This is a genomic window from Kitasatospora sp. NPDC003701 (assembly GCF_053587085.1).
In genome coordinates, this window is sequence record NZ_JBSFNM010000008.1 from 47,369 (window position 1) to 72,978 (window position 25,610).

The following is a 25,610-nucleotide window of genomic DNA, read 5'->3' on the forward strand; positions in this document are numbered from 1 at the left end:
GTGGCAGGATTTCGATGTGATCAGGCATTCCTGCCACTCGTGGCCGGCCGGCGGCGGCGCGAGAGTGGAGCCATGGACTCCGACACGCTCGCAAGCGCACTCGCCCTGGTCGGGGCCGTCGGCGGCTTCGGCCTGCTCGGCACCCTGATCGGGCGCGAGGTGGCCGACAACACCGCCAACGGCCGCGACAACTGGCACCGGCCCGGCGGCTACCCCGTCGACCCGGCCCTGCCCGACCGCCTCTACGGCACCATGCCGGCCGCCTCGCTCCGCCCCGACGCCGACCCGGCCACCGCCCGCCCCGCGGCGGCCGCCGCCGACCTCCACGACCCCGCCCCGGCGCCGGGCGCCGAGGGCGGCTCCGGCACACTGACCGCATGGACATCGTCATCCGCCCGGCCCGCGAGGCGGACCTCGAAGCAGCCGGCCGCGTCACCGTCGAGGCTTTCGTCGGCGACGGTTTCACCTCGCCCGAGAGCCAGTACGTCGACCTCCTGCGCGACGCCGGCCGCCGGTCCCGGGAGGCCGAACTCCTCGTCGCGGTCGACGCGGCCGAAGGGCGGGTCCTCGGCTGCGTGACCTTCGCGGTGGGCGGCACCGCGTGGGCCGACATCGCCACCCCGGACGAGGGCGAGATCCGGATGCTCGCCACCGCCGCGGCCGCCCGCGGACGGGGCGTCGGCGAGGCCCTGGTCCGCGCCGCCGTCGCCCGCAGCCGCGGGCTCGGCCTGGCCGGGATGGCCTTCTCCACCCGCCCCGACATGAAGGCCGCCCACCGCATCTACGAGCGCGTCGGCTTCCGCCGGACGCCGGAACGCGACTGGGCGCCGTACCCGGGGATGGACCTGATGGTCTACAGCATGGCCTTCTGACGGGAGGTCGGCCGGCCCGGGAGCCGGTCGGCCCACGGACGGAAGGACCGGTCAGGGGCCGGGTCGGACGGCTGCTCCGGTGGCCGACGGACGATCAAAGCGCTCTTTTGATATAAACCTCTGATCGAGACACCTTGTGGTAGCCCATCGATTCGGGGAGCAGCACCTCATGTACGACGGGCCCGGCATCGGCGCGCCCTCCGCGGCGAGCGGACCCACCCTTCAGGACATGCGCGAGGCACGCGGGATCCCCGCCCCCCGCGGCAGCCGGTACGCGATACCCGCGGAGCCGCCGCCGCCCCCGCGCGCGCTGCCGCCGTCGGTGCGCTTCAAGGCGGTGGACGGACTCCGCGGCCTCGCCATCGCGTCCGTCCTGCTCTACCACACCAACTGGTTCCAGAACGGCCTGTTCGGCGTCGACGCCTTCTTCGTCCTCTCCGGCTTCCTGGTCACGCTCGTCCTGATCCGCGAGCTGGACCGCACCGACGGCATCGCCCTCGGCGTCTTCTACCGCCGCCGGGCCAAGCGGCTGCTGCCCGGCCTGCTGGTCACCGTGCTCCTGGTGGTCCTCGTCTCGGCGCTGCTCAGCCCGCTCAAGGACGTGAAGGAGCTGCGCCCGCAGGCCCTGGCCGCACTGGCCCAGGTCGCCAACTGGGCCCAGCTGGAGCGCGGTGACGCCTACTGGCAGCACTTCGCCGGCATCGACCCGCTGGCCGCGATGTGGTCGCTCAGCATCACCGAGCAGTTCTACGTGGTCTGGCCGCTGCTCCTGCTGCTCATCTACGCCGCCTGCCGCCGCTCGCTCACCGCCGCCGGGATCGTGACCGGGGTGCTGTTCGCCGGCGCCGCCGCCGTCGCCCCGCTGATGTGGAACGGCTCCAACAGTGACCGGCTCTACCTGGGCACCGAGTCCCGCGCGGTCGGCTTCGCGGCCGGCGCCGCCGCCGCCTTCGTGGTCTACCTGCGGCTGCGCCGCAAGGTCCAGGACGGCGCGGACGCGGGCCCCCGCTCCCAGCGGCGCTCGCCGGCCCGCTCGGGCCCGGCGAGCACGGTGGTGCTCACCGTGCTCGGCACCCTCGCCCTGGGCGGGCTGGTCTGGGCCAGCCTCAGCGTGGACAACTACCACCAGCCCTGGCTCTACCAGGGCGGGCTGGCCGGCGTCGCGGTGCTCTCGGCCGTCCTCGCCGCCTCGCTCTGCCACGACCGCGGCCCGCTGGTCCGGCTGCTCTCGCTGCCCCCGCTGCGGCTCACCGGCACCATCTCGTACAGCCTGTACCTGCTGCACCTGCCGGTCTACTGGCTGCTCCAGCGGTTCGTCGACGACATCTCGCCGGCGCTGCTGCTGGCCATCGGCGCGCCCGTCTCCTGGGTGCTGGCCTGGCTGCTGCACACCGGCACCGAGCGGCTGCGGGTGCTGCGCTGGCGGCCGTTCCCGACCATCCCGCTGCTGGCCGCCGCCGCGCTGACGGCCACCGCCGGCGCCTGGTACCTGCCCGCCTGGGTCGAGCACGACATGCGCTCCGGCTCCGCCGACAAGCCGCTGGTGCTCGCGCTCGGCGACTCCTTCTCCGAGGACCTGGCCACCGGCCTGTACCGGCACGGCGACCGCTTCCGGGTGGTCGACGGCGGCATCAGCGGCTGCGGCGTGTTCGGCTCCGAGAAGGTCCGCGGCACCTCCGGGGTGGAGTTCGACACCACCGCCGACTGCCGCGACCGCACCGCGCTCTGGGCGAAGCGCCTGGACGGCGTGCAGGCCCAGGCGGTCGTCCTGCACCTCGGCTGGGACGCCGCCGAGCAGTACCTGGACGGCAGCTGGCTCAACCCCTGCGACGAGGACTACCGCTCCCGGTACACCGCCCAGCTCACCCAGGCGATGGACCTGGTCCGGGAGCGCGCGCACGGCGCCCGGGTGCTGCTGATGAACGAGCGGGTGCAGAACGGCGCGATCAACAAGACCTGGGGCACCTGCTACAACCAGCAGGTCGGCGACTTCGTGAAGGCCTCCGCCGGCGCCGTCCAGCTGGTCGACCTGAACGCCTTCTACTGCCCCGACGGCAGCTGCCTCTGGAAGGACCGCGACGGCCACCTGGTCTCCCCCGCCACCGACGGCGTGCACCTCACGCCGGCCGGCATGCGGCTGGTGACGCCCTGGCTGGAGCGGCAGATCGCGGACGCCCTGGCCGGGGTCCGGCCCGCGGACGCCGGTCCGGCCCCCCAGCCGAGCCCGACCGCACCGGCGACGCCGACCGCACCGCCCACCGAGCAGGCCGCCCCGACCGAGCAGCCGTCCCCGAGCCACTCCGCCACCCCGAGCCGCAAGCCCACCACCACGCCGCCCCGCAAGCCCACGACGAGCCCGAGCCGGGCGGCGACCCAGCCGGCCGCTCAGCCGGGCGGTCAGCCGCCCGTGACCTCCGGGACGGCGTAGGTCTGCGCGAAGCAGCCGCGGATCGCCTGCTCGGAGGCCGGGCGCCCGGCGAAGTCCATCCGGGGGGTGTCCTGGTTGGTGGGCAGGGTCGGGTCGATGCCGAAGTAGAGCGACCAGAAGTACACGCCGGCCAGCTTCCGCTCCTGCGCGACCTGGCAGACCGCGGTGAACCAGGTGGCCTGCACGGCCTCGTTGAGCTCGCGCTTGGTGTAGAAGTCGCCGGGCGTCTTGTACGCGCCCTTCTGCGCCGGGATGCCCACCTCGGTCAGCTTGGTGGTCGGCTGCGGGCCCTTGCCGCGCTTGTCCAGCCAGGAGTTCCAGCTGGCCGCCAGGTCGGCCGGTGAGGCCTCGTCGCCGGCCGACTTGGCCGGGAAGTAGGCGTCGACGCCGGTGCGCCCGGTCGGCACCGCGACGGCGCCCTTGGACCAGTTGTCCCAGTTGGCGTCGTACGCGACCTCGCCGTGGAAGGTCTTCCCCGCCTGCTCCACCAGCGGGGCCCAGTGCGGGTCGCCCTCCAGCGAGTTGAACTCGGTGCCGATGGTGAACTCGGTCGCGTCGTGCTCCTGGGCGGCCTTCAGGTAGGGCGCCAGGAAGGCCGAGTAGCTGGTGAACCAGGCCTCCCGGTCGGTGGGGGCGATGTTCCCGCGCCAACCGTTGTTGGCCGGCTTCAGCGACTCCTCGTCCAGGATCGGCCGGACGGTCGTGCGCAGGCCCGCCCGGTGCGCGGTGTCCAGCAGGATCGCCAGCCGGTCCGGGCTCGGCGTGGTCGGCCGGGCGGCGACCGCGTTGGACTTGCTGCCCACCGTGTAGAACGGGAACGACACCGAGAGCGCGTTGGCGTTCAGGCCGACCACGTACTTGACGATGCGGTCCGCCTTGCCCTGGACGAAGCTCTCCGGGTCGGCCGGGTCGTCCAGCCAGTACACCTGGACGCCCCACTCCGGGCTGCCCTTGACCCACGGCTGGGCCACCTTGGGACCGGTGCCCTCCGGCGGCGCGTCCTTGCCGAAGCCCCAGACCCGGCCCTGCTCGTTGGCGGCACCGGCCCAGTGCACCTCGGTCGGGCGCTTGTGGTCGAACTTGATCGGGTGGTCGCCCCAGATGATCGGCACACCCACGGTGAGGCCGAGCACGGCGGTCGGCAGGATGAAGATGACGAAACGTTTCATGGTTCTGGCTTCAGTCCCTGAGCGCCGGTCAGGCCGGCTTGGCGATGACGACGAACTTGTTCTCCTCGCGGCGCAGGAACTTGATCAGCCCCCGCAGACCGCCCCAGCCCTCCAGCAGGGAGAACAGCGGGATGGCCGCGACCACCGCCATCGGTTCCCACCACTTGCGCCGGTGGTCGGCCGAGCCCACCACGTTCAGGCGCAGCCCCTCCCAGTACGTCCAGATCACGTAGGCGAAGTTGATCGACCAGATCAGCACCACCGACTGGGTCACCGGCGAGGTGTTCATCGTCCCGGTGAACCAGGCGATCAGCAGCACCAGGCCGACGTGCTGGAGCGGTCCGAGCACCCAGCTGACCATGCCCATCCCGATGAACAGCCGGAACCGCAGCGGGATGCTCTTGTTGAAGCAGAGCGCCACCAGGCCCCAGGCCCAGCGCTCGCGCTGCTTGAGGAAGTCCTTGAGGCCGGCCGGCGAGGCGCCGTAGCAGCGGCCGTTGAACCAGTCGCTGCGCCCCGGGTAGCGCACGCAGAAGTTGAGCGCCATCTGGGCGTCCTCGACGATCGTGTCGGGGCCGAAGTCCCACCCGATGGTGGCCTCCACCGAGGAGCGGACCAGCAGCAGCTCGCCGTGCACCCCGGCGATCGGCGTCCCGGTGCCGGTCATCGCGCGGAACCGGGCGATGTCGTCGGCCGGGCGGATCGCGTCGGCGAGCCAGGTGAAGGTGGAGACGGCGTTCTCCCGGGGGTACGTCAGGATGCCCTGCGCCATGTGCTTGGCGTCGTCCCCGGCCCGGCGCTGCCGGTTGATGAACTGGGCCACCGCGGCGGCGGTGTCGGGCCCGACACCGGTGTCGTCGTCCATGTGCAGCACCCAGACGTCGTCCTCGGCCTCGCCCTCCTCGATCCGCAGCTCGTGCGAGTAGTGGTTGGCCCGGGCCTTGAACTTGGTGCCGTTGGGCGTCTGGTACGCCTTCGGGACGGTCACCACGCGGATCAGCGGGTTGCGGGCGGCCAGCTCGTCGATCTTCTCGCCGGCCGCGCAGCCCTCCTCGGTGAGGATGTCGACCCGCATCCACGGGAAGTAGGCCGGCAGGTGGTCGACGTACGACAGCACCGAGCGCTCCAGCGCCGGGTAGGTGTCGTGCCGGCCGATGGTCGGCACCAGCACGATCAGGTAGTCGTCGTCGGCCGGCGCCGCCGGGGTCATCCGGTCGGCCTTGCGCAGCCGGCGGCGGACCATCAGCACGCCCTGGAAGCCGATCAGCACGCCGAAGACCGGCATGCCCCAGAGGATCGTGATCGCCCAGCCGAGCGGGGTCGGGTTGGGCACGTACGCCCAGAGCGAGAAGGAGAAGATGATCAGGAAGGAGAGGTAGAACGGGACGATGCGCGGCTTCCACGACATCTGCCGGTCGGCGAGCCGAGCGGCCTCGCGGGACGTGGTGAGTACCGTCCGCGCGGGTGCTGGTGCTGTCATGGCGAAAGTCGTTCCTCGTCTGTTGCGTCTGTCCGTTCACCCCGTCCGGCCGGGCCGGCGGGGCCTGCCCGCTAGCCCTGGTGGGGAGGCGTCCCCGGGGCCGGCGGAACCGGTCCGGGCGTCACCGGCGGGGCCGGCCAGGGCTGCTGGGGGTACTGCGGCTGCTGCGGGGTCGGCTGCGGCGGGGCCGCCTGGGGCTGCGGCGGGGCCCAGCCCGGCTGCGTCCGGGCGTGCTGCGGCGGCTGCTGTTGCTGCGGCCAGGTCTGCGGGGGCTGGGCCTGCGGAGGCTGGGCCGGTCCGGGCGCCTGGTCCTGCGGGAGCGTCTGCAGCAGCGACCAGTGCAGCTGGCCGGGCTGCTGGACCGGCAGCGGCTGGAACGGCGACGGCTGGCCGCCGGCCGCCCACGGGCCCGGTGCCGGCGCCCAGCGCGACCCGGACCGGCGCAGTGAGACGATCAGCAGCACCGCCAGCGTCGCGGTCACGGCCACCCCGAGCCCGAAGGTCACCAGCTTCAGCCACCCCTCGGTGGTGCCGGTGAACCAGCGGCGCTGCGGCGCGTCCAGCAGCGCGCCGGTCAGGCTGCGCACCCGGTTGTAGCCCTCGACCAGCGCCACCCCGACCACCACGCCGCGCGCCCAGTCCCGCCCGCGCAGCAGCAGGATGCCGGAAGCCAGGTACAGCACGCCGAAGTTGAGGCTGCCGGTCTCGGCGGCCACCGAGGAGCCGCCGTAGTAGAAGATGCCCTTGGCGAAGGTGGCGAAGCCGGCCTGCCAGAAGCAGTTGTAGACCGCCCACCCGAGCAGCACGGCCCCCCAGGCCACCGCGAGGCCACCGGCCGGACGGTCAGGACGCGCCTGTGTCATCTCCCGTACCCCCGCCCCTGCCGGGCGCACCCGGCTTCAACCCGTTCGATTCCGGGGCACAGGATGCCACACGCGCGAACGGACCCGGAATTCCGCAGGTTCAGGGGGGTGCGGACGTGTTGCGAATGTCACCGGGGAGCGCCGGCCGGCTCAACGGACGTGCAGTCCGCTCCAGTCGACGTCCGCGCCGAACGGGCCGGAGCCGCCGGTGAGCGCGAGGCCGTTGTCGTAGGTGGCCTTGACGTCGGCATTGGAGTTGCGGGGCTGGTCCGGGGTCAGGTTGTCCGCCGTCAGCGACTGCCCCCAGACCGTCCAGATCGTCCACGGGGTCCGCCGCAGGGTGTCCGGCTGGCGGGAGTTGACCGGGACGGCGAAGGACTCGGCCAGGATCCGCGGCTTGCCGTAGCCGGCCAGGCCGTCGTAGTAGCGCTTGGTCCACACCTCGCCGGTGCCGATCGGGTGCGCGGGGCTGCCGCTGTAGTCGTCCACCCCGACCACGTCGACGTACTGCGCGCCCGGGTAGTAGTCCCAGGGGTCGACGCCCGGGGCGCCGTCCCAGGAGACCGGGGTCCAGGCGAACAGCAGGTTGTGCAGGCCCCTGGTCTCCACCAGGTAGTGGTAGGTGATCCGCCAGAGCGCCTGGTAGTCGGCGGGCTTTCGGCCCGACCACCAGAAGCCGCGGGAACAGTCGGCCGCGTTCATCTCGTGGTACGGGCGCAGCAGCACGGGCACGTCGTGGGCCGCGAGGTACTCCAGGTGGTCGGCCAGGAAGGAGAGGTCCTTCAGCAGCGCGCGGTACTCGGGGGTGTTGCCGGCGCTGTCGACGACCCGGCCGAACCAGCCCGGGTCCTTCGCACCGGGCGAGGCCGAGCAGAGCACCCGGTCGAAGGACTTGACGTCCGACCCCGGGTACGGCTGGTGGAAGGACATCCCGACCAGCCCGGCCGGCCCGCCGCCGTTGTCGGGCAGCTCGGTGGTGGTGCCGTCGCAGTTCTTCCGGACGCCCGACGCCCCGTAGGTGCCGTCGTCCGGGCGCGGGTGGCCGGACCAGACGGCGGTCATCAGGTCGACGGCGTCGTCGGTGTACTGCCAGCCGACCGCGCAGGCCGGCCACCGGCCCGCCGAGTAGGAGCGCGGGTTCCCGACCCCCCAGCCGCTCTGGCCGTAACCGGGGCCGAGGTCGGTCTCGACGAAGCCGGGCAGCTTGCCGGTGATGTCCGCGGCCTTCTTGTAGTAGTAACCGACCGGCTTGGTCCCGCGGTAGTCCCCGTACTCGGGGTTGTAGAGCTCGTTGTGCGCCTCGACGTGCTGGCCGATCACCGTCCCGCCGGAGCGGCCGGAGCGGGCCTCGCTCTCCAGGTCGGCGAGCAGCTGCTGGACGGCCCGCGCGTTGGGCGAGGCCTGGGGATCGCGGGCGAGCAGCTCGCGGCCGACGTCCGGCGGCAGGGTGCGCCCGGCGCCGCCCAGGGTGAGCACGCTGCGGGTGGACGGCCCGACCGGGCGGTCGCCGTCGGCCCGGCCGGCCTGGCCCGCCAGCACCACCGCGCCGGCGGCGAGCACCGCACCGGCCGCGGCCAGCACGGCCGGCTTGGCGCGCAGCACTCGGGGCAGGGCCACGGACACTCCTCCGGATGCTCACCGGCACCGGCCTGCGCCGTCACAACCGGAACACATGTACGACTGACAGGCGGTGAGCCTGCCACACTCCGCCGTGCCCGGGCGAGCGGACACGCCCCGGCCGTGGGGCCGGGGCGTGTCTCCCGCGGGCTCGGGCGGGCTCGGGCGGGCCGTCAGCCCGCCGGGGTGGCGGCCGGTGCGCCGCCCGCCGCCTTGGTGCGCTGGAGCAGCTGGTTCTTCACGTGGTCGTCGAAGCCCGCGGCGGCGGCCGTGGCGGCGGCGTCCGCGGTGTTGCCGCCCTTGGCGGAGCCCTCGACGGTGAAGAAGCCGTACCGGCCCAGGGTGCCCTTGGTGTTGGTGCAGCCCGGGGTGGTGCAGAACGCCGGGGAGCCCGGGGCGGCGGCGCCCTTGAGGTGGCCGACGTAGTTCTTCACCGCGGTCTCGGCCTGCTGCTTGTGGTCGAAGACCGCGACGCCGACCGTCACCGCGCTGTCGCCGGAGACGTAGGTGGCCCGGAGCACCTGGCGGCAGCCCTGGTCACCGAGGATCTTGCCGAGGCCGCCGACCGTGGAGTTGCCGTCCCAGCAGGGCGAGTCGAGCGAGACCACGGTGCGGTTCCAGGTGGCGCCGTTGACCGTCACGGTGAGCGCGGAGAACAGCGCCGCCGCGTCCTGCGGCGCCGGGTCGGTGGTGGCCTCCCAGAGCGGCTTCGACGGGTCCTCGGGCGTGGCGCTCGCGGTGGCCGTCGGGGACGCCTTGCCGGTGGGCGCGGGCGCCGGCGGCTGGGTGGCGGCCGTGCCGGTGGCGGTGGGCTCGGCGACCGGCTTCTTGTCGTCGCCCTTGTTCATGAACAGCAGGCCGCCGGCGACCAGGCCGCCGACCACCAGGAGGGCGACGGCCGCGCCGATGATCCGCGTCCGGCCCTTGCGCCTGGCCTCCGCCTCGTTGCGGTCCGCGAGGGCGGCCCAGTCCGGCTCGGCGTGCTGCGCCGGGGGCTGGGGCTGCGGGGGCTGCTGCTGCCACTGGTGCTGCGGCGGCTGCGGCTGGACGGGCTGGGGCTGCACGGGCTGCGGCTGGACGGGCTGCGGCTGCACCGGCGGGTACTGGTGCTGGACCGGCTGCGGCGCGGGCGGCTGGACGTGCGCCGGTGGCGGCGGCACGGGCGGCCGGCCCTGCTGCGGCGGCTGCGGCACGGTGGGCACCGGCGGGACGGCCGGCTGCGGGGCGGGCACCGGCGGCCCGTACGAGGCCGGCGGCGGGCCGAACCCGCCCGGAGCCGGCGGCACCGGCTGCGGCGCGCCGGGGTACGGAGCGGGAGCCGGCGGCACGGCGGCGCCGCCGACGGGCGGCGGGCCCTGCGGTGCCGGTCCGGGTGTGCCCGGCTGCTGCTGGTTCTGTGCGCCCCCCGGCCCGGCCGGAGGGGACGGCTGCTGCCCCGGCGGGGCGGGCCGGTCGGCCCACTCCCCGGGCGTGCCCGTTCCGTCGCTCATGCCCCCACCTCACTGCACTCGGCGGTCGCTCCGCGAATCCCGCTGGTGTTGATGATTCGCTCGCTCCGCTCGCTCATGAGCCGAGATCGTAGGGCATGCCCCTGACGGCCGGTCCGCCCGGTGACCATTCCGTTTCCGAATCCGAACACCCGTCGGGATCCCGGCCGCCCTGCGACGACCGTCACAGCGCACGTGAAGTGCCCGGCGACGACCGCCGCAGGAGCCCGTGAAGGCCCCCGAACAGCCCCGCGACGCCCTCCGGCGACAGCCCGCCGCCGGGGCCCGCGAAAGCCCCGACACGGCCCCGGAACAGCCCGGGAACGGCCCCTTGCCAGTACCGCCGGTCATCATGCCGACACGCGATGCCGCACAACATGTGGTGTCGCATCGAGCGGACACCACTAGATGTATGCTCGACCCTGCTGTCGACGCAGGGGAACCCGGTGCGAGTCCGGGACTGCCCCGCAGCGGTGTGCGGGCGGCTCCGACAGAGCCCGCGAGTCCGAATACCTGCCGATGGCGTGCTGCCTGGCCTCCCCGCAGAGGCCTTTCGCACCAGTACTACTTCCGGGCCTCGCGGGCGGGCCGGGGATGTCACCGTCGCGCGACGCCGTCCGGCCGTCGCGCCGTGCTCCCCTGCCCCGAACGGCCCGGCCCCGAGCCACCGACGCCGATCGCCGCCAGGAGAGAGCGCCTTGACCACCGCTGCCTCAGTCACCCTGCCCGCCCAGGGTTCCAGCTCCGCCCCCGTCGACCCGACGGTGTCCGACCCCGGTGGCGCGCTGCTCCGGCTGCTGACCGACCGCAGCGCCGACCTCCCCCAGGTGGACCCCGGCCATGTCGCCGCCGCCGCGCTGCGCGGCCGCCACGCCGGTTCGGACTTCGCCGAGCTGCGCGGGCTGGCCGTGGACGCCGCAGCGTCGATGATCGCCGAGGACCCGCAGTACTCGAAGCTGGCCGCGCGCCTGCTGGCGCTGGAGATCGTCGACGAGGCGGTCGGCCAGGGCTCGGTCACCTTCTCGGACTCGATCGCGGTCGGCCACGCCGAGGGCCTGATCGGCGACGGCACCGCCGACTTCGTGGGCAAGCACGCCACCGCCCTGAACGCGCTGATCGACCCCGAGGGCGACGACCGCTTCGAGTACTTCGGCCTGCGCACCGTGCAGTCCCGCTACCTGCTGCGCCACCCGATCACCCGCAAGGTCGTCGAGACCCCGCAGCAGTTCCTGCTCCGCGTCGCCTGCGGCCTGGCGGTCGGCGACAGCGAGCAGTCGGTGCGCGAGGTCTCCGAGCTGTACGGCCTGATGAGCCGGCTGGAGTACCTGACCTCCTCGCCGACCCTCTTCAACTCCGGCACCAAGCACCCGCAGATGTCGAGCTGCTACCTGCTGGACTCGCCGCTGGACAACCTGGACTCGATCTACTCCCGGTACGCCCAGATCGCCCGCCTCTCCAAGCACGCCGGCGGCATCGGCCTGTCCTACTCGCGGATCCGCTCGCGCGGCAGCCTGATCCGGGGCACCAACGGCAAGTCCAACGGCATCGTCCCGTTCCTGCGCACCCTCGACTCCTCGGTCGCCGCGGTCAACCAGGGCGGCCGTCGCAAGGGCGCGGCCTGCGTCTACCTGGAGACCTGGCACGCGGACATCGAGGAGTTCCTGGAGCTGCGCGACAACACCGGTGAGGAGGCGCGCCGCACCCACAACCTGAACCTGGCGCACTGGATCCCGGACGAGTTCATGCGCCGGGTCAACGCCGACGCCGACTGGTCGCTGTTCTCCCCCGCCGACGTGCCCGAGCTGGTCGACCTCTGGGGTGCCGACTTCGACGAGGCGTACCTGAAGGCCGAGCAGGCCGGCAAGGCCGTCCGCACCATCCCCGCGCAGACCCTCTACTCCCGGATGATGCGCACCCTGGCGCAGACCGGCAACGGCTGGATGACCTTCAAGGACGCCTCCAACCGCGCCGCCAACCAGACCGCGCTGCCCGGCCGCACGGTGCACAGCTCCAACCTCTGCACCGAGATCCTGGAGGTCACGGACGACTCCGAGACCGCCGTCTGCAACCTCGGCTCGGTCAACCTCGGCGCCCACGTCGCGCCCGGTGCCACCGCCGCCGACCTGCTGAACGCGATGGACTGGGACCGCCTGGACGCCACCGTCCGCACCGCCGTCACCTTCCTCGACCGCGTGGTGGACATCAACTTCTACCCGACCCCCGAGGCCGGTGCCTCCAACTCCCGCTGGCGCCCGGTCGGCCTCGGCGTGATGGGCCTGCAGGACGTCTTCTTCCAGCTCCGCCTGAACTTCGACTCCGCCGAGGCGAAGACCCTCTCCACCCTCATCGCCGAGCGCATCATGCTCACCGCGTACGAGCGCTCCGCCGACCTGGCCGAGCAGCTGGGCCGCCACGAGGCCTACGGCGAGACCCGCGCCGCCCGCGGCGAGCTGCACATCGACCACTTCGGCTCGGCCGCCCCGCAGTGGGCCGGCCGCTGGGAGGCGCTGCGCGCCCGGATCGCCGAGACCGGTCTGCGCAACTCGCTGCTGCTCGCCATCGCCCCCACCGCCACGATCGCCTCGATCGCCGGTGTCTACGAGTGCATCGAGCCGCAGGTCTCCAACCTGTTCAAGCGCGAGACCCTCTCCGGCGAGTTCCTCCAGGTCAACCCGTACCTGGTGCGCGAGCTGAAGGAGCTGGGCGTCTGGGACCAGCAGACCCGGGACGCGCTGCGCGACGCCAACGGCTCCGTCCAGGACCTCAACTGGCTGCCCGCCGAGGTCCGCTCGCTCTACCGCACGGCCTGGGAGCTGCCCCAGCGCGCGCTGATCGACCTGGCCGCCGCCCGCATGCCGTACATCGACCAGAGCCAGTCGCTGAACCTCTTCATGGCCGCGCCCACCATCGGCAAGCTCAGCTCGATGTACGCGTACGCCTGGAAGGTCGGGCTGAAGACCACCTACTACCTGCGGTCCCGGCCGGCGACCCGGATCGCCCAGGCCGCCTCGGGCACCGCCCGTGCCGCCGCGCCGGTGTCGGTGCCGTCCCCGACCCTCAGCCCGGAGGAGGAGGCCGCGCTGGCCTGCTCCCTGGAGAACCCCGAGTCCTGCGAGGCCTGCCAGTGAGCACCACCCCCGACAACCAGCCCGGCCGCGAGAAGATGCTGCTCGACCCCGGCTTCGAGCTGACCCTGCGTCCGATGCGCTACCCGTCGTTCTACGACCGCTACCGCGACGCGATCAAGAACACCTGGACCGTCGAGGAGGTGGACCTGCACTCCGACGTCGCCGACCTCGCCAAGCTGAGCGACGGCGAGCGGCACATGATCGGCCGGCTGGTCGCCTTCTTCGCCACCGGTGACTCGATCGTCTCCAACAACGTGGTGCTGAGCCTCTACAAGCACATCAACTCCCCCGAGGCCCGGCTCTACCTGTCCCGGCAGCTGTTCGAGGAGGCCGTGCACGTCCAGTTCTACCTGACGCTGCTCGACACCTACCTGCCCGACCCCGAGGACCGCAACGCGGCCTTCGCCGCGGTGGAGAACATCCCCTCCATCCACCAGAAGGCCCAGTTCTGCTTCAAGTACATGAACGCGGTCGACCACATCGACTCGCTGCAGACCAAGGACGACCGCCGCGCGTTCCTCCTGAACCTGATCTGCTTCGCGGCCTGCGTCGAGGGCCTGTTCTTCTACGGCGCCTTCGCGTACGTGTACTGGTTCCGCAGCCGGGGCCTGCTGCACGGCCTGGCCACCGGCACCAACTGGGTGTTCCGGGACGAGTCCATGCACATGGACTTCGCGATGTCGGTCGTGGACACCGTCCGCGAGGAGGAGCCCGACCTCTTCGACGACAAGATGGCCCAGCAGGTCACCGAGATGCTGGAGGAGGCCGTCGAGGCCGAGCTCCAGTTCGCCCGTGACCTCTGCGGCGAGGGCCTGCCGGGCATGAACACCGAGTCGATGCGCGAGTACCTGCAGGCCGTGGCCGACCAGCGGCTCGCCCGGCTCGGCCTGCCGATCCGCTACGGCTCCACCAACCCCTTCGGGTTCATGGAGCTGCAGAACGTCCAGGAGCTGACCAACTTCTTCGAGCGCCGGGTCTCCGCGTACCAGGTCGCCGTCGAGGGCTCGGTCTCCTTCGACGACGACTTCTAGGCCCCTCCGCAGGCCGGACCGACATCCGCCGCCCCGCCCGGTGTTCGCACCGGGCGGGGCGTCGTCGTTGGCTCGTCCGAATGAACCGGCCGGGCCGCAGCGGAACGGCACGCACACGGACGACGTCGGCCCCAGTACGTTCCGGCCACAGCCGAACGGAAAGGGGCCCGCCGTGACCACGGTTCTGGACTACCGGAGCGACGCCATCGTCCAGCTCATGAGCATGCCGGAGGAGGACTGGACCGAGCAGGAGCTCAAGGACGCGCTGCAGCGCGCGATCATGCTGGAGCTCTCGACCATCCCGCCGTACGCCAGTGCGCTCTGGTCGATCACCGACGAGGACGACAGCGAGCCGGTCGGCCACACCGTCCGCGAGATCGTCTTCGACGAGATGTCGCACTTCGGGCTGGTCTGCAACATGCTCACCACCATCGGCGGCCACGTCGTGCTCACCGACCCGGCCACCGTCCCGAAGTACCCGGGGCCGCTCCCCGGCGGGGTGAACCCGAAGCTCACCGTCCGCCTGGGCGGCCTCACCAGGGAGTCGGCGGCCCTCTTCGCCGCCATCGAGCAGCCCGAGAACCCGCTCGCCTACGCGGGCGACGGGACGTCGATCGGTGCCTTCTACCAGCGGATCGCCAATGTCTTCCCGACCTTCGCGGGCCTGATCACCGGGCAGCGGCAGGTGAGTTTCCCGCTCAGCAGCCACGGCACCGGCAACGACATCGTCCCGATGCGCACCATCGACGACGTCCTGCGGGCCATCGAGATCATCAAGTCCCAGGGCGAGGGCACCGACGTCTCCCCCGAGAACCCGTTCCCCGGCAGCGAGGGCGAACTCGCCCACTACTACGCCTTCAAGGAGATCGCCGAGGGCCGCCGGCTCGTCCAGGACCCCACCACGAAGCGCTGGGACTTCAACGGCGACCCGGTACCGCTGCCCGACACCGCCGCCTCCGCGGAGGTCCCCGCCGGCGGCTGGGCCAACGACCCCGCCAACGCGCCCGACGCGGCCACCGCCGCGCTCCTGCACACCTTCAACGAGCACTACACCGCGATGCTCAACGCCCTCCAGGCGGCCTGGGAGTCCGGTGCGAGCGTCGGCGCGGCGATCGGCCACATGCGCAGGATGCGGGAGAGCGCCCGGCAGATCATGGACGTCCGGCTGCCCGCCTCCCCCCGCTTCACCTACGGCCCGGAGTACCTCTTCGTCACCGGGTAGCCGACCGGCGACGCGGCGGGGGCCGGGACGCCCGTGGCGTCCCGGCCCCTCCCGCGGGTGGACCCGTCAGTCGTTCGACACCGTCGCGTAGCGCGGCGTGCCCTCGGCCATCTGCCGCAGCGCGTCCTTGCGGTCCCGCTTCGACAGCTTGTCGATGTAGAGGAACCCGAACAGGTGGTCCGTCTCGTGCTGCAGGCAGCGCGCGAAGAAGCCGGTGCCCTCGACCCGGATCGGGTTGCCGTCCTTGTCCTGCCCGGTCACCGCGGCGTAGTCCGGCCGGGGCAGCTCGGCGTACGCGGTCGGCACCGACAGGCAGCCCTCGTTGCCGTCGTCCAGCACCCGCTTGCTGCCGGCCGGCAGCTCCTCCAGCACCGGGTTGACGACGTGGCCGATGTGGCGCACGCCCTCGTCGTCCGGGCAGTCGTAGACGAAGACCTTGAGGTCCACACCGATCTGGTTGGCGGCCAGGCCCACGCCCTCGGCCGCGTACATCGACTGGAACATGTCGTCGATCAGCGCCGACAGCTCGCCGTCGAAGGCCGTGACGGTCTTGACCTCCCGGTGCAGCACCGGGTTGCCGTACACGGTGATCGGACGCGCGGTGCCCTTCGAGAGGTCCGGCTCCTCACCGACCACCTTCACCGGCTGGGCCTCGCCCTGCTCCGGCTCGTGGTCGTGGTCGTGGTCGTGCTGGTGGTCGTGCTGCTCCGCCATCGCTGCTTGTCTTCCGCTTCCCTGGGACTGTCTGGCCGTACCGATCAAGGGTAAGCCGCCCGCTCAGCAGACCTCTTCGAGATCCCGATATGCCCGCGTACCCGGGGCCGCCGCCACCCAGCGGTCCAGCAGCGTCCGCACCAGCACCGCCGGAGCCGCGATCCCGCACTCCCGCTCCACCAGCCAGGACATCCCGCCCGCGCCCTGGCTCAGATGGCTCAGGTGCCCCGGGTGGGCCGCGTCCCCGTCGTCGTGCGGGTCGTGGTGCGCGGTGTGCCCGTCGTCGGAGGCCATCCGGCTCTCCGAACACGCCCGGCAGAGCAGCCGCACCGACGACGTCCAGTCCTCCGCCGCGTACCCCGCGTCGGCGACCAGCCGCTCCAGGGCGTCCCGGTCCCCCGCCGTGGCGGCCTGCAGCAGCACCACGTAGGTCGGCACCGGGGACGGCGCCCACAGCTCGATCTCGTCGAACACCGGGTACGCCACCCCGTCGGTCACCCGCTCGCCGTGCGGGGCGCCGTCGTGCAGCACCACCTCGCCCCAGCGGCGGCCGGACGACGGCAGCGGGATGGACAGCACCTCGATCCGCGCGGGATCCAGCCGCCGCCCCCACACCACCTCGGACTCCCCGTCCGGCGACAGCCGCACCGGCGTCGTCCCCAGGTCCAGGCTGACCGGGCCGTCCGGCTGGGCCCCGGCCCCGCCCGGCAGCCGCAGTCCGTAGGCCTGCCAGGCCCGCCGCGCCAGCGCCCAGTCCTGCAGGGCCGTCGCCGTGATCCCCAGGTTCCACCAGTCGGGAGCGCCCTGCTCCCGGTCCAGCAGCGCCACCGCGCGCAGCCCGGCCGCCCGCGCCTGCTCCCAGTCGCGCCGGAACTTGTGCAGCAGCGCGAGGTTGAACCACGAGTCCGACAGCCAGGGCTCCAGATCGGCCGCCATCACCAGCAGGGCGCCCGCGTCCTCGTACCGGCCGTCGCCGATCAGCGTGAAAGCCCGATCGGTCGTCTGCCGCCAGGTGGCGGACGGCCGGTGCCGTGCCCGGTGGAAGATCCTCACGTTCGTCCCTGCCGTCGTCGTCCGCTCAAGTCCCGTGTCCGCTCCCGCGTCACGGGCCCGGTGCCCCGGGTCGGTGTTCCACGCTACGACCGCATCCAACCACGCCCGCCGCCGCCCGCGCTCCCCACAAGCACGCTTCCGCCCGCTCCCGGCCCCCACCCCTACCCAGCCTGCCCGCCCCGACGCCCCACCTCAACCCCAACCCCCGGGTGCCCCCACCCGCAACGCCCCTCCCTCCCCATGGCCCCCACTGCCGCACCCCGGAGAGCCCTACCCCCGCACCCTCACCAGCGCGTCCACCACCCGCCCGTCATAAACCCGCCCCCGCCCCAACCGCAGTACCTCCAGCACCTCCAACCGCCCCACCGCCTCCCCCACCCCGCGCCCCCGCGCCGCCGTCAACAGGTCGTCGTGCGCGTTCGCCACCCGGATGATCCGGGCCGCGAGCGGCACCGCCGGCCCGTCCGCGTCCGGCCGCCCGTGCCAGGGATCCGCCAGCCGGGCGACCTGCTCGGCCACCTGCCGCGGCACCCCCGTCCGCCGGATCACCTCGCTGCCCAGCCGGGCGATCCGCTGCTGCTCCTCCTCCGGGAGCAGCGCCGTCGCCCCGTCCGGCACCGGTTCGACCAGTGACAGCTGTCCGACGTCGTGCATCAGCGCCGCGTACTCCAGCAGGGCGAGCTCGCGGGTGCTCAGCCCCAGCTCACGCCCGACCGCGCACGCCGTGTCGGCGACCCGGCGGGCGTGGCCGCGCGGGGTGTAGCCGGCCACCTCGGTGGCCTTGGCCAGGCTGGCGATGGTCTGCCCGGTGGTGGCCCGGACGGCGGCGGCCCGCCGGAACGACACCTGCGCCAGCAGCAGCGGCGCGCAGAACAGCGGCAGCGCCCAGAGCCCGACCTCGCCCGCCGCGAGGCTGACCAGCATCCCGGTGGCGGCGATCGCCGAGCCGATCCCGAACAGCGACCGCAGCTCGTCCTCCAGCGCCGCCGGGAACCGCAGCCCGCTCCGGGCCCGCCGCAGCACCGCCGCCAGGGTGGCGTCGCACAGCGCGGCCAGCGCCGCCACCACCGTGAGGAACACCCCGTACGCGGGACCGTCGGCCGAGAACCGGTCGATCAGTCCGCTGTTGTAGAGCGGCTGGAAGATCGCCGCCGCGAACCCCGCCCCGAGCAGCCGCCGGGCGGCGCCGTCGAGCCGGGCCGGGTCCCGCCATGGTGCCGGCCGCCGGCACCGGACGCCGCGGGGCAGCGCCACCGCCGGCAGCAGCGCGAGCAGCAGGCCCGCCCCGGTCACCGCGACCGCCTGGAGCACGCCGTGCGCGGTGGGCAGCCCGCGCAGCGGCCCCAGCAGGGCGTACGCCAGCGCACCGGCGGCACCGATCGGCGCCTGCTCGCGATCGCCCGGAAGAGTGATCCGGACGCACTCGCCGAGCGCGATCAGCACGGTGAAGGCCAGCGCCACCCCGGGTTCGGCCATCCCGCGGACCGCCACCGCGCCGAACGCGAACGCCAGCAGGACGACGGCCGCGGCGTGCACCGCGGCCACCCCGCCCAGCGGCGGGCCGCCGCTCACGACGGTCCGGCCGACGGCACGGTGCCGCCCTGGGCGGGCACCCGGCGCGGGCCCGACCGCACCGGTTCGGGCACGCCGAGCGGAATGTCGGGCACCGCCCGGATGCAGTCGTCGGACGACGGCAGCACCGGCTGCCAGTCGTGCACGACGAGCGCGTCGACCAGCGCCCGGACCATCACCGGGTCGAACTGGCTGCCCGAGCAGCGCTCCAGCTCCGCCACCGCCTCCGTGACCGGCCGCCCGCGCCGGTAGGACCGGGTGGAGGTCATCGAGTCGAAGGCGTCGGCGACCGAGATGATCCGCGCGAACTCCGGGATCTGCTCGCCCGCCAGCCCGCTCGGATAGCCCCGGCCGTCCATCCGCTCGTGGTGGTGCAGGATCCCGGCGTGCGCCTCACCGAGGAAGGCGATCTCCCGCACCAGCTCGTACCCGTGCACCGGGTGCACCTCGACGGCCCGCCGCTCGGCCTCGTCGAGGGGACCGTTTCTGCGCAGCAGTTCGGTCGCGACGCCGAGCTTGCCGACGTCGTGCAGGATCCCCGCGAACCGCAGGGTGCGCAGCCGCTCCGCCTCCATGCCCAGCTGACCGGCGATCAGCACCGCCGCCTTGCCGACCCGTTCACTGTGCCCGCGGGTGTAGGAGTCCTTGATCTCGACGGCCTGCACCAGCGCCTGGACGGTGGCCTGATGGGCGTCCCGCTCGCGGTGGCCCTGGGCGAAGACCCAGGCCGAGATGGAGAGCGGCAGCAGCGCCAGCAGCGCCGCGAAGGCCCCGTACGGGCCCTGCCAGAGCACCGCGACCATCAGCCCGCCGGCCGCGTGCACCAGCACCGGCAACCCGAGCGCGGCGGCCGGGCCGCGCAGCAGGACGGTCGCCCGCCGGCCCTCGGCCAGCACCAGCATGGCGCCCACCAGCACCCCGTTGGCCAGGCAGAACGCGGCCAGGGCGGCGAACCCCGGCAGCAGGGCGGCCGGGAAGCGGGAGCCGAGCAGCAGTTGTGGCCCGGCGAGCAGGTGGAAGACCACCGAGGCGGCGAAGGCCGAGAGGGCGAGCTGCGCGCCGTTCCACACCTGCCGCCGGCGGCACTCCGGCTGGGTGTCTCCCAGCAGGGCGATCGGCACCGCGACCAGCGCGGCGGCGGCCGGCGCCAGCATCAGCACCCCGGCGAACAGCACCGGGAAGAAGGCGTTGGCCAGCGGCCGGGCCGGCGGCCGGGCGGGCAGCGACGGGCGGCGCAGCAGGGCGCGCAGCAAGCGGCGGCAGGGGGTGGGCTGGCCCTGCGCGAGCGACTCCCAGCAGCCGTGCAGGAAGGCCAGCAGGCCGACCTTGGGCCAGTCCACGGGTGCGCCGAGCCAGCGCGGCACGCCCGCCGGGGTCGGCACGGGCAGCAGTGGCAGCAGACAGCAGAACGCCGCCACCGGGACGGCCACCAGGTAGCACGCCGCGCCCGTCGGCAGGTCCGTGTCTCCACTGTCGGTAGCGATCTCGACCTCCCCGCCGTCCTGGCCCGCTCCGCGCTCAGCGCGCCGGGCTACCGGCGGTGAGTGTCCGTCAGGAGGATAGGCCGCCGTTCCCGCGTGGGGACGCATGATCGCGGAATGCCGCAGTTGGCGCACCACCAACTCACTCGAACGAGTGACGGCGCACGCAAGCAGAAAGGGAGCGGCCCCCGGAGCACACGCTCCGGGGGCCGCCGAGTCCTCAGGTGGACGGTCCGCCGTGGGGCGGCACGCTCACTCCGCCGGCGCACCCGCCTCGACCGGCGTACCGGGCCTGGCCGCCGCCTCGGCGGAGGCCTTCGCCGACGGCCGGCCCTGGTCGGAGACGTCGCCGTGCGCCTCGACCGTGGCGTCGACGGCGACCACCACCGCCTCGCCGGAGCGCTGCCCGGCCCGGATCGAGTCGATCCTGGCCAGCACCTTGCCCCGCAGGTCGGCCGGGGTGTCGTCGCACCCGCAGCAGCGCTTGATCAGGGCCTTGATGGCCTGCTCCAGGCCGTACTTCTCCAGGCACGGCGAGCACTCCTCGAAGTGCACCCGCAACTTGGCGTAGTCGCCCTCGGCCATCTCGTTGTCGAGGAATTCGTAGAGGTGGTCGAGGACCTCGCCACACTCGGTGTCGTGCGGATCGCCGCAGCTCATGAGCCCGAGCCCTTCGCTTCCTGCCCTGCCCCGCTGCCGGCCGGAACCAGCCCGCGCTCACGGGCGTAGTCCTCCAGCATGCCGCGCAGCTGACGGCGGCCACGGTGCAGCCGGGACATCACCGTACCGATGGGAGTACCCATGATGTCCGCGATCTCCTTGTACGCAAAGCCCTCTACGTCCGCGAGATAGACGGCGATTCGGAATTCCTCCGGGATGGCCTGGAGGGCGTCCTTCACGTCGCTGTCCGGCAGGTGGTCGAGCGCCTGGGTCTCGGCCGAACGCAGACCGGTCGACATGTGCGACTCGGCCCGGGCCAGCTGCCAGTCCTCGATCTCCTCGGCGGCGGTCCGCTGGGGCTCCCGCTGCTTCTTGCGGTACGAGTTGATGAACGTGTTGGTGAGGATGCGGTACAGCCAGGCCTTGAGGTTGGTGCCCTCACGGAACTGGTGGAACGACGCGTACGCCTTGGCGAACGCCTCCTGCAGCAGGTCCTCCGCGTCGGCCGGGTTGCGGGTCATCCGCAGCGCGGCCGAGTACATCGGATCCAGGTAGCCCAGGGCGTCGCGCTCGAAGCGCTCCCGCCGGGCCTCCTCGCTCTCCTGCGCGGACACGCGGAAGGTGTCCTCACCGATCGCCTCGGCCAGCTCCTCACCGGTGAGCGCCTCGCCCGCAGGCAGGCTCTCCTCCGGGCCCCGGCCCGGCTCGGCCTCGTGCTCGGTCCCGACGACCGGACCCACCTCCTCGGCATGGCTGCCCACCGCGGGCCGCCCCGAAATGGAGGATATCGGGCTGACGGGCTTCTCGCCCGCGACAAGCCAGTCCGACCAAGAGGGGGCGAATGCCGAGGCGGCCTCGCGCTCCTCGGGCCGCTCGGGGCACGCGATCGAACCCATCTGTGCTGCCTTCCACCCGGGACTCAAGCTGACGAGCATGTCAACCATGCCGGGGGCGCCCGCATTCCCGGCGCCGGCGGGTTTTCACTCGCACGGGTGAGCGGGCCGCGACAGCCCGTTCCCGGGGCCGGTCAGAGCAGGCCGAGCAGCCAGTCGCCGACCGCCCCGGTGATCAGCTCCAGCACCTCGTCCTGCCCGATCGGCGCCCGCTTGGGCACCTCGAAGCCGTGGCTGCCGTACGGCACCGGCACCAGCTCGTGCCCGGCCGGCAGCTCCGGGAACTCCGCCGGCCCGCCGAACGGATCCGCCGCGCTCTGCACCACCAGCGTCGGCAGCCCCGACTCCAGCAGCTCCTCGGCCCGGCTCTTCTCCGGCCTGCCCGGCGGGTGCAGCGGGAAGGCCAGCGCCACCACCCCGACCGCGCCGGTGGCGGCGCCCGTCCGGCAGGCCACCCGGGCCCCGGCGCTGCGCCCGCCGACCACCAGCGGCACCCCCTGCCCGACGAGCCGCTCGGCGACCGGCGTCCACCCGGTGTCCAGGGCCTTGGGCGCCGGCCCCAGCCGCTTCCCGGCCACCCGCCAGGGCTGCTCGACCAGCGCCACCGTGATGCCCCGCTCCGGCAGTGCGCCGGCCAGTGCCACCAGGTCACGCGCCCCGATCCCGCCGCCGGCGCCGTGGCCGAGCGCCAGCACCGCCTTCGGGTCGGCCGCCCGGTGGTAGCTGATCCGGGCGTCCCCGGCGGGCGTGGGGACGAGTTCCTGCGTCACGGCGTGGGCTCCAGTACTCGGAAGGGCGCTGCTCGGAAGGTGCGGATCGAAAGGTGCGGCTCGAAGCGGCCGGTGCTCAGAAGAGGGTCGTCTCGTGCTCGACCTCGGCCCACGGCCGGGTCAGCTCGGGACCGTTGTTGCGGATGCTGCCGACGGCCGGCGAGACGGGCGTGGCCAGCAGCCCGCCGGGCGGCGGGGGGACGAGCAGCCGGCGTATCTCCTCCGGTTCGTCCAGCCCCGGGTCCAGCCAGTCGTCGAAGGACTCCCGGTCCAGGAAGAGCGGCATCCGCTCGTGGATCGGGGCCAGCAGCTCCTCCGCCTCGGTGGTGACGACGGTGAAGGTCACCAGCCACGCCTCCGGGTGGTCGGCCGGCACCGCCCGGTTGCGCCAGAACTCGTACAGCCCGGCGAGCGCCAACGGGGCGCCGTCCGCCCGGGAGACGAAGAACGGCTTCTTCCGGGGCTTGCCGCGCTCGCCCGGCAGGGTCTGCCACTCGTAGTAGCCGTCGACCGGCAGGATGCACCGCCGGGAGGCGAAGGCCTGCCGGTACGAGGGCTTCTCGTGCACCGTGTCCGAGCGGGCGTTGATCATCTTCACCGCGGTCTCGGGGGACTTCGCCCACTGCGGCACCAGGCCCCAGCGCAGCACCCGCAGCTGCCGGAGCGGCGCCGGCTCCCCCTTGCGCTGCCGCTCCAGCACCACGAAGGCGCGCTCGGTCGGTGCGACGTTCCAACTGGGGGCCAGGGTCTCGGCCGGGTCCCACTGCTGGACGCCGAAGAGCTCGACGATGTCCTCGGGCTGGATGCTGGAGGCGAAGCGACCGCACATGCCGTCAGCTTGCCACGACCGCCGCTCTCAGCACTTCCTCATCCCGAAGTGCGAACCACGGCCTCCCGCCCGGTCGTCCCCGCATGGGAGGCTGCCACCCCGGACGGGGCCGGCACGGTCACCCGGGCAGGGCCGGACGAGAGCGGGGAGCAGGCATGGACGCACAGAGCATCGGTGAGGTGTGGGACCGCGTGACCGGCACCCAGCCCGCCCCGCCCGGCTGGCTCACCCTCGCCACCGGCGCCGTCGCACTGCTCGTGGTGGCCGCCCGCCCCCTGTGGCGGTTCGCCCGCAACGCGATCACCATCGCCCACGAGGGCGGGCACGGCCTGGCCGCCGTCGCCACGAACCGCAAGCTCGCGGGCATCCGGCTGCACTCGGACACCTCCGGCCTCACCCTCTCCTACGGGCGCCCGACCGGCCCGGGCATGGTGCTCACCGCCGCCGCCGGCTACACCGCCCCCGCGCTGCTCGGCCTCGGCTGCGCCGCGCTGCTCGCGGCCGACCGGATCACCCTGCTGCTCTGGCTGGCGATCGCCCTGCTGCTGGCGCTGCTGGTCCGGATCCGCAACGCCTTCGGCTTCCTCACCGTCCTGCTCGCCGGCGCCGCCTTCTTCCTGGTCTCCTGGTTCGGCAGCACCGACGTCCAGGCCGGCTTCGCCTGCCTCGGCAGCTGGTTCCTGCTGCTCGGCGCCGTCCGCCCGGTGCTGGAGCTGCAGCAGCAGCGCCGGCGCGGCCAGGCCCGGGACTCCGACGCCGACCAGCTGGCCCGGCTCACCGGCGTCCCCGGCCTGGCCTGGGTCGCCCTCTTCCTGATCACCGCCCTGGCCTGCCTGGCCCTCGGCGCGAGCTGGCTGCTGTCGCCCCTGTGACCGCCCGCCCCGGAGAACCGGGTCGAGCGGCCCGGAGGCGAGCGGGCGAAGAAACAGCCCGGAGGCGAGCGGGCGAGCAGCCGTCCCACGGAGCGGACAGTTCCCGTACGGCCCCTAAACTTGCCCCATGACCGAGACCCTGTGGCCCGCCCCCGTCGCGACCACCCCCGTTGACGCCACCGTCACCATCCCCGGCTCCAAGTCGGTCACCAACCGGGCTCTGGTGCTGGCCGCCCTCTCCACCGAACCCGGCTGGGTGCGGCGCCCGCTGCGCAGCCGCGACTCCCAGCTGATGGCCGACGGCCTGCGCGCGCTCGGCGTCGGCATCGAGGAGCAGGTCAACAACGACTCCGGTGGCATCGGCGGCGGCGAGGCCTGGCGGGTCATCCCCGCGCCCGCGCTGCGCGGCCCGGCCTCCGTCGACGTCGGCAACGCCGGCACGGTCATGCGCTTCCTCCCCCCGCTCGCCGTCCTCGCCGACGGCCCGGTCCACTTCGACGGCGACCCGCGCAGCTACGAGCGCCCCCAGCACGGCGTGATCAACGCCCTGCGCGCGCTCGGCGCCCGGATCGACGACGGCGGCCGCGGCGCCTTCCCGCTCACCGTGCACGGCACCGGCGCGCTGGACGGCGGCGTGGTGGAGCTGGACGCCTCCTCGTCCTCGCAGTTCGTCTCCGCCCTGCTGCTCTCCGGCGCCCGGTACAACCAGGGCGTCGAGGTCCGCCACGTCGGCGGGCCGGTCCCCTCGCTGCCGCACATCCGGATGACGGTCGAGATGCTGCGGCTGGCCGGCGCCCAGGTGGACGCCCCGGAGGACGGCGGCGAGAAGGACGTCTGGCGGGTCACCCCCGGCGCCCTGCTCGGCCGCGACATGGTGGTCGAGCCGGACCTCTCCAACGCGGCGCCGTTCTTCGCCGCCGCCCTGGTCACCGGCGGCCGGGTGACCGTCCGCGACTGGCCGAAGCACACCACCCAGCCCGGCGACCAGCTCCGTGACATCTACACGCAGATGGGCGGCGTCTGCGAGTTCACCGACGAGGGCCTGCAGTTCACCGGCACCGGCCGGATCCACGGCATCGAGGCGGACCTGCACGACGTCGGCGAGCTGACCCCGGTGATCGCCGCCGTCGCCGCGCTCGCCGACTCCGAGTCCCACCTGTACGGCATCGCCCACCTGCGGATGCACGAGACGGACCGGCTGGCCGCGCTGGCCAAGGAGATCAACGACCTGGGCGGCGAGGTCACCGAGACCGAGGACGGCCTGCGGATCCGCCCGCGCAAGCTGCACGGCGGCGTCTTCCACACCTACGAGGACCACCGCCTGGCCACCGCCGCCGCGGTGATCGGCCTGGCCGTCGACGGCGTCCAGGTGGAGAACGTGGCCACCACCGCCAAGACCCTGCCGGACTTCCCGAAGATGTGGGACGAGCTCCTCGGCGGGGCAGTGGTGGGCGGCTGAGCGGGAGACT

General features: G+C 73.4%; 20 protein-coding genes and 1 riboswitch. Of the genes, 7 read left to right on the plus strand and 13 right to left on the minus strand.

Translation table 11 applies throughout. The features are described 5' to 3' along the window. The first annotated feature begins 377 nt into the window (after positions 1-377). Both ACWDRR_RS10130 and ACWDRR_RS10135 read left to right on the plus strand, forming a co-directional pair. Entirely contained in the window at positions 378-872 is a 495-nt protein-coding gene (locus ACWDRR_RS10130) for a GNAT family N-acetyltransferase (protein WP_449771719.1), read from the plus strand. A gap of 229 nt (positions 873-1,101) precedes the next feature. After that, positions 1,102-3,300, plus strand: a complete 2,199-nt coding sequence (locus ACWDRR_RS10135; RefSeq protein WP_449771720.1) for an acyltransferase family protein — start codon at positions 1,102-1,104, stop codon at positions 3,298-3,300. Here ACWDRR_RS10135 and ACWDRR_RS10140 read toward each other — a convergent pair. From ACWDRR_RS10140 to ACWDRR_RS10160, 5 genes are all read right to left on the minus strand, one after another. Continuing rightward, complete coding sequence (locus ACWDRR_RS10140; RefSeq protein ID WP_449771721.1) at positions 3,270-4,469, minus strand: glycoside hydrolase family 113; 1,200 nt, start codon at positions 4,467-4,469, stop codon at positions 3,270-3,272. The two genes, ACWDRR_RS10135 and ACWDRR_RS10140, sit on opposite strands and share 31 nt — an antisense overlap. Positions 4,470-4,497: 28 nt before the next feature. Further along, the gene (locus tag ACWDRR_RS10145; protein WP_449771722.1) at positions 4,498-5,949 is read right to left on the minus strand and encodes a glycosyltransferase family 2 protein; all 1,452 of its coding nucleotides are present in this window, start codon (positions 5,947-5,949) and stop codon (positions 4,498-4,500) included. Between the two features lie 71 nt (positions 5,950-6,020). Further along, the gene (locus ACWDRR_RS10150; RefSeq protein WP_449771723.1) at positions 6,021-6,812 is read right to left on the minus strand and encodes a hypothetical protein; all 792 of its coding nucleotides are present in this window, start codon (positions 6,810-6,812) and stop codon (positions 6,021-6,023) included. Between the two features lie 150 nt (positions 6,813-6,962). Next, on the minus strand, positions 6,963-8,429 hold the full coding sequence (locus tag ACWDRR_RS10155; protein WP_449771724.1) for a glycoside hydrolase family 26 protein: 1,467 nt from the start codon (positions 8,427-8,429) through the stop codon (positions 6,963-6,965). 173 nt (positions 8,430-8,602) lie between these two features. Beyond that, positions 8,603-9,919 carry a hypothetical protein gene (locus ACWDRR_RS10160; RefSeq protein WP_449771725.1) on the minus strand — a complete coding sequence of 439 codons (1,317 nt, stop codon included), beginning with the start codon at positions 9,917-9,919 and terminating at the stop codon, positions 8,603-8,605. 405 nt (positions 9,920-10,324) lie between these two features. Beyond that, positions 10,325-10,451, plus strand: a riboswitch (cobalamin riboswitch). A 187-nt stretch (positions 10,452-10,638) separates the two neighbouring features. On the opposite strand from ACWDRR_RS10160, the gene ACWDRR_RS10165 reads away from it, so the two are divergent. From ACWDRR_RS10165 to ACWDRR_RS10175, 3 genes are all read left to right on the plus strand, one after another. Next, positions 10,639-13,044, plus strand: a complete 2,406-nt coding sequence (locus tag ACWDRR_RS10165; protein WP_449771868.1) for a ribonucleoside-diphosphate reductase subunit alpha — start codon at positions 10,639-10,641, stop codon at positions 13,042-13,044. A gap of 35 nt (positions 13,045-13,079) precedes the next feature. Further along, a complete protein-coding gene (locus ACWDRR_RS10170; RefSeq protein WP_449771869.1) occupies positions 13,080-14,075 on the plus strand; it encodes a ribonucleotide-diphosphate reductase subunit beta in 996 nt (331 codons plus the stop codon). Positions 14,076-14,247: 172 nt separating this feature from the next. Then, positions 14,248-15,297, plus strand: coding sequence for a ferritin-like domain-containing protein (locus ACWDRR_RS10175; protein ID WP_449771726.1), 1,050 nt, complete (start codon positions 14,248-14,250; stop codon positions 15,295-15,297). A 66-nt stretch (positions 15,298-15,363) separates the two neighbouring features. On the opposite strand, the gene def is transcribed toward ACWDRR_RS10175, so the two are convergent. The 8 genes from def to ACWDRR_RS10215 form a co-directional block, all read right to left on the minus strand. Further along, positions 15,364-16,011, minus strand: a complete 648-nt coding sequence (gene def / locus ACWDRR_RS10180) for a peptide deformylase (RefSeq protein ID WP_449771727.1) — start codon at positions 16,009-16,011, stop codon at positions 15,364-15,366. A 63-nt stretch (positions 16,012-16,074) separates the two neighbouring features. Then, a complete protein-coding gene (locus ACWDRR_RS10185) occupies positions 16,075-17,064 on the minus strand; it encodes a tetratricopeptide repeat protein (RefSeq protein WP_449771728.1) in 990 nt (329 codons plus the stop codon). 270 nt (positions 17,065-17,334) lie between these two features. Next, positions 17,335-18,636, minus strand: coding sequence for an HD-GYP domain-containing protein (locus ACWDRR_RS10190; RefSeq protein WP_449771729.1), 1,302 nt, complete (start codon positions 18,634-18,636; stop codon positions 17,335-17,337). After that, a complete protein-coding gene (locus ACWDRR_RS10195) occupies positions 18,633-20,066 on the minus strand; it encodes an HD-GYP domain-containing protein (protein ID WP_449771730.1) in 1,434 nt (477 codons plus the stop codon). The genes ACWDRR_RS10190 and ACWDRR_RS10195 overlap by 4 nt, the downstream gene beginning before the upstream one ends. 303 nt (positions 20,067-20,369) lie before the next feature. Next, positions 20,370-20,777 carry a mycothiol system anti-sigma-R factor gene (gene rsrA, locus ACWDRR_RS10200; protein ID WP_449771731.1) on the minus strand — a complete coding sequence of 136 codons (408 nt, stop codon included), beginning with the start codon at positions 20,775-20,777 and terminating at the stop codon, positions 20,370-20,372. Further along, positions 20,774-21,517: a sigma-70 family RNA polymerase sigma factor gene (locus ACWDRR_RS10205; RefSeq protein ID WP_387886437.1), complete on the minus strand. Its 744-nt coding sequence runs from the start codon at positions 21,515-21,517 to the stop codon at positions 20,774-20,776. Before ACWDRR_RS10205 ends, rsrA begins: the two co-directional genes overlap by 4 nt. Before the next feature lie 287 nt (positions 21,518-21,804). Beyond that, the gene (locus tag ACWDRR_RS10210) at positions 21,805-22,440 is read right to left on the minus strand and encodes an alpha/beta hydrolase family protein (RefSeq protein ID WP_449771732.1); all 636 of its coding nucleotides are present in this window, start codon (positions 22,438-22,440) and stop codon (positions 21,805-21,807) included. Positions 22,441-22,516: 76 nt separating this feature from the next. Then, the gene (locus ACWDRR_RS10215; protein ID WP_449771733.1) at positions 22,517-23,269 is read right to left on the minus strand and encodes an SOS response-associated peptidase; all 753 of its coding nucleotides are present in this window, start codon (positions 23,267-23,269) and stop codon (positions 22,517-22,519) included. Positions 23,270-23,424: 155 nt separating this feature from the next. On the opposite strand from ACWDRR_RS10215, the gene ACWDRR_RS10220 reads away from it, so the two are divergent. After that, positions 23,425-24,141: a M50 family metallopeptidase gene (locus ACWDRR_RS10220; protein WP_449771734.1), complete on the plus strand. Its 717-nt coding sequence runs from the start codon at positions 23,425-23,427 to the stop codon at positions 24,139-24,141. A 127-nt stretch (positions 24,142-24,268) separates the two neighbouring features. Next, entirely contained in the window at positions 24,269-25,600 is a 1,332-nt protein-coding gene (gene aroA / locus ACWDRR_RS10225; protein ID WP_449771735.1) for a 3-phosphoshikimate 1-carboxyvinyltransferase, read from the plus strand. The last annotated feature ends 10 nt before the right edge of the window (positions 25,601-25,610 follow it).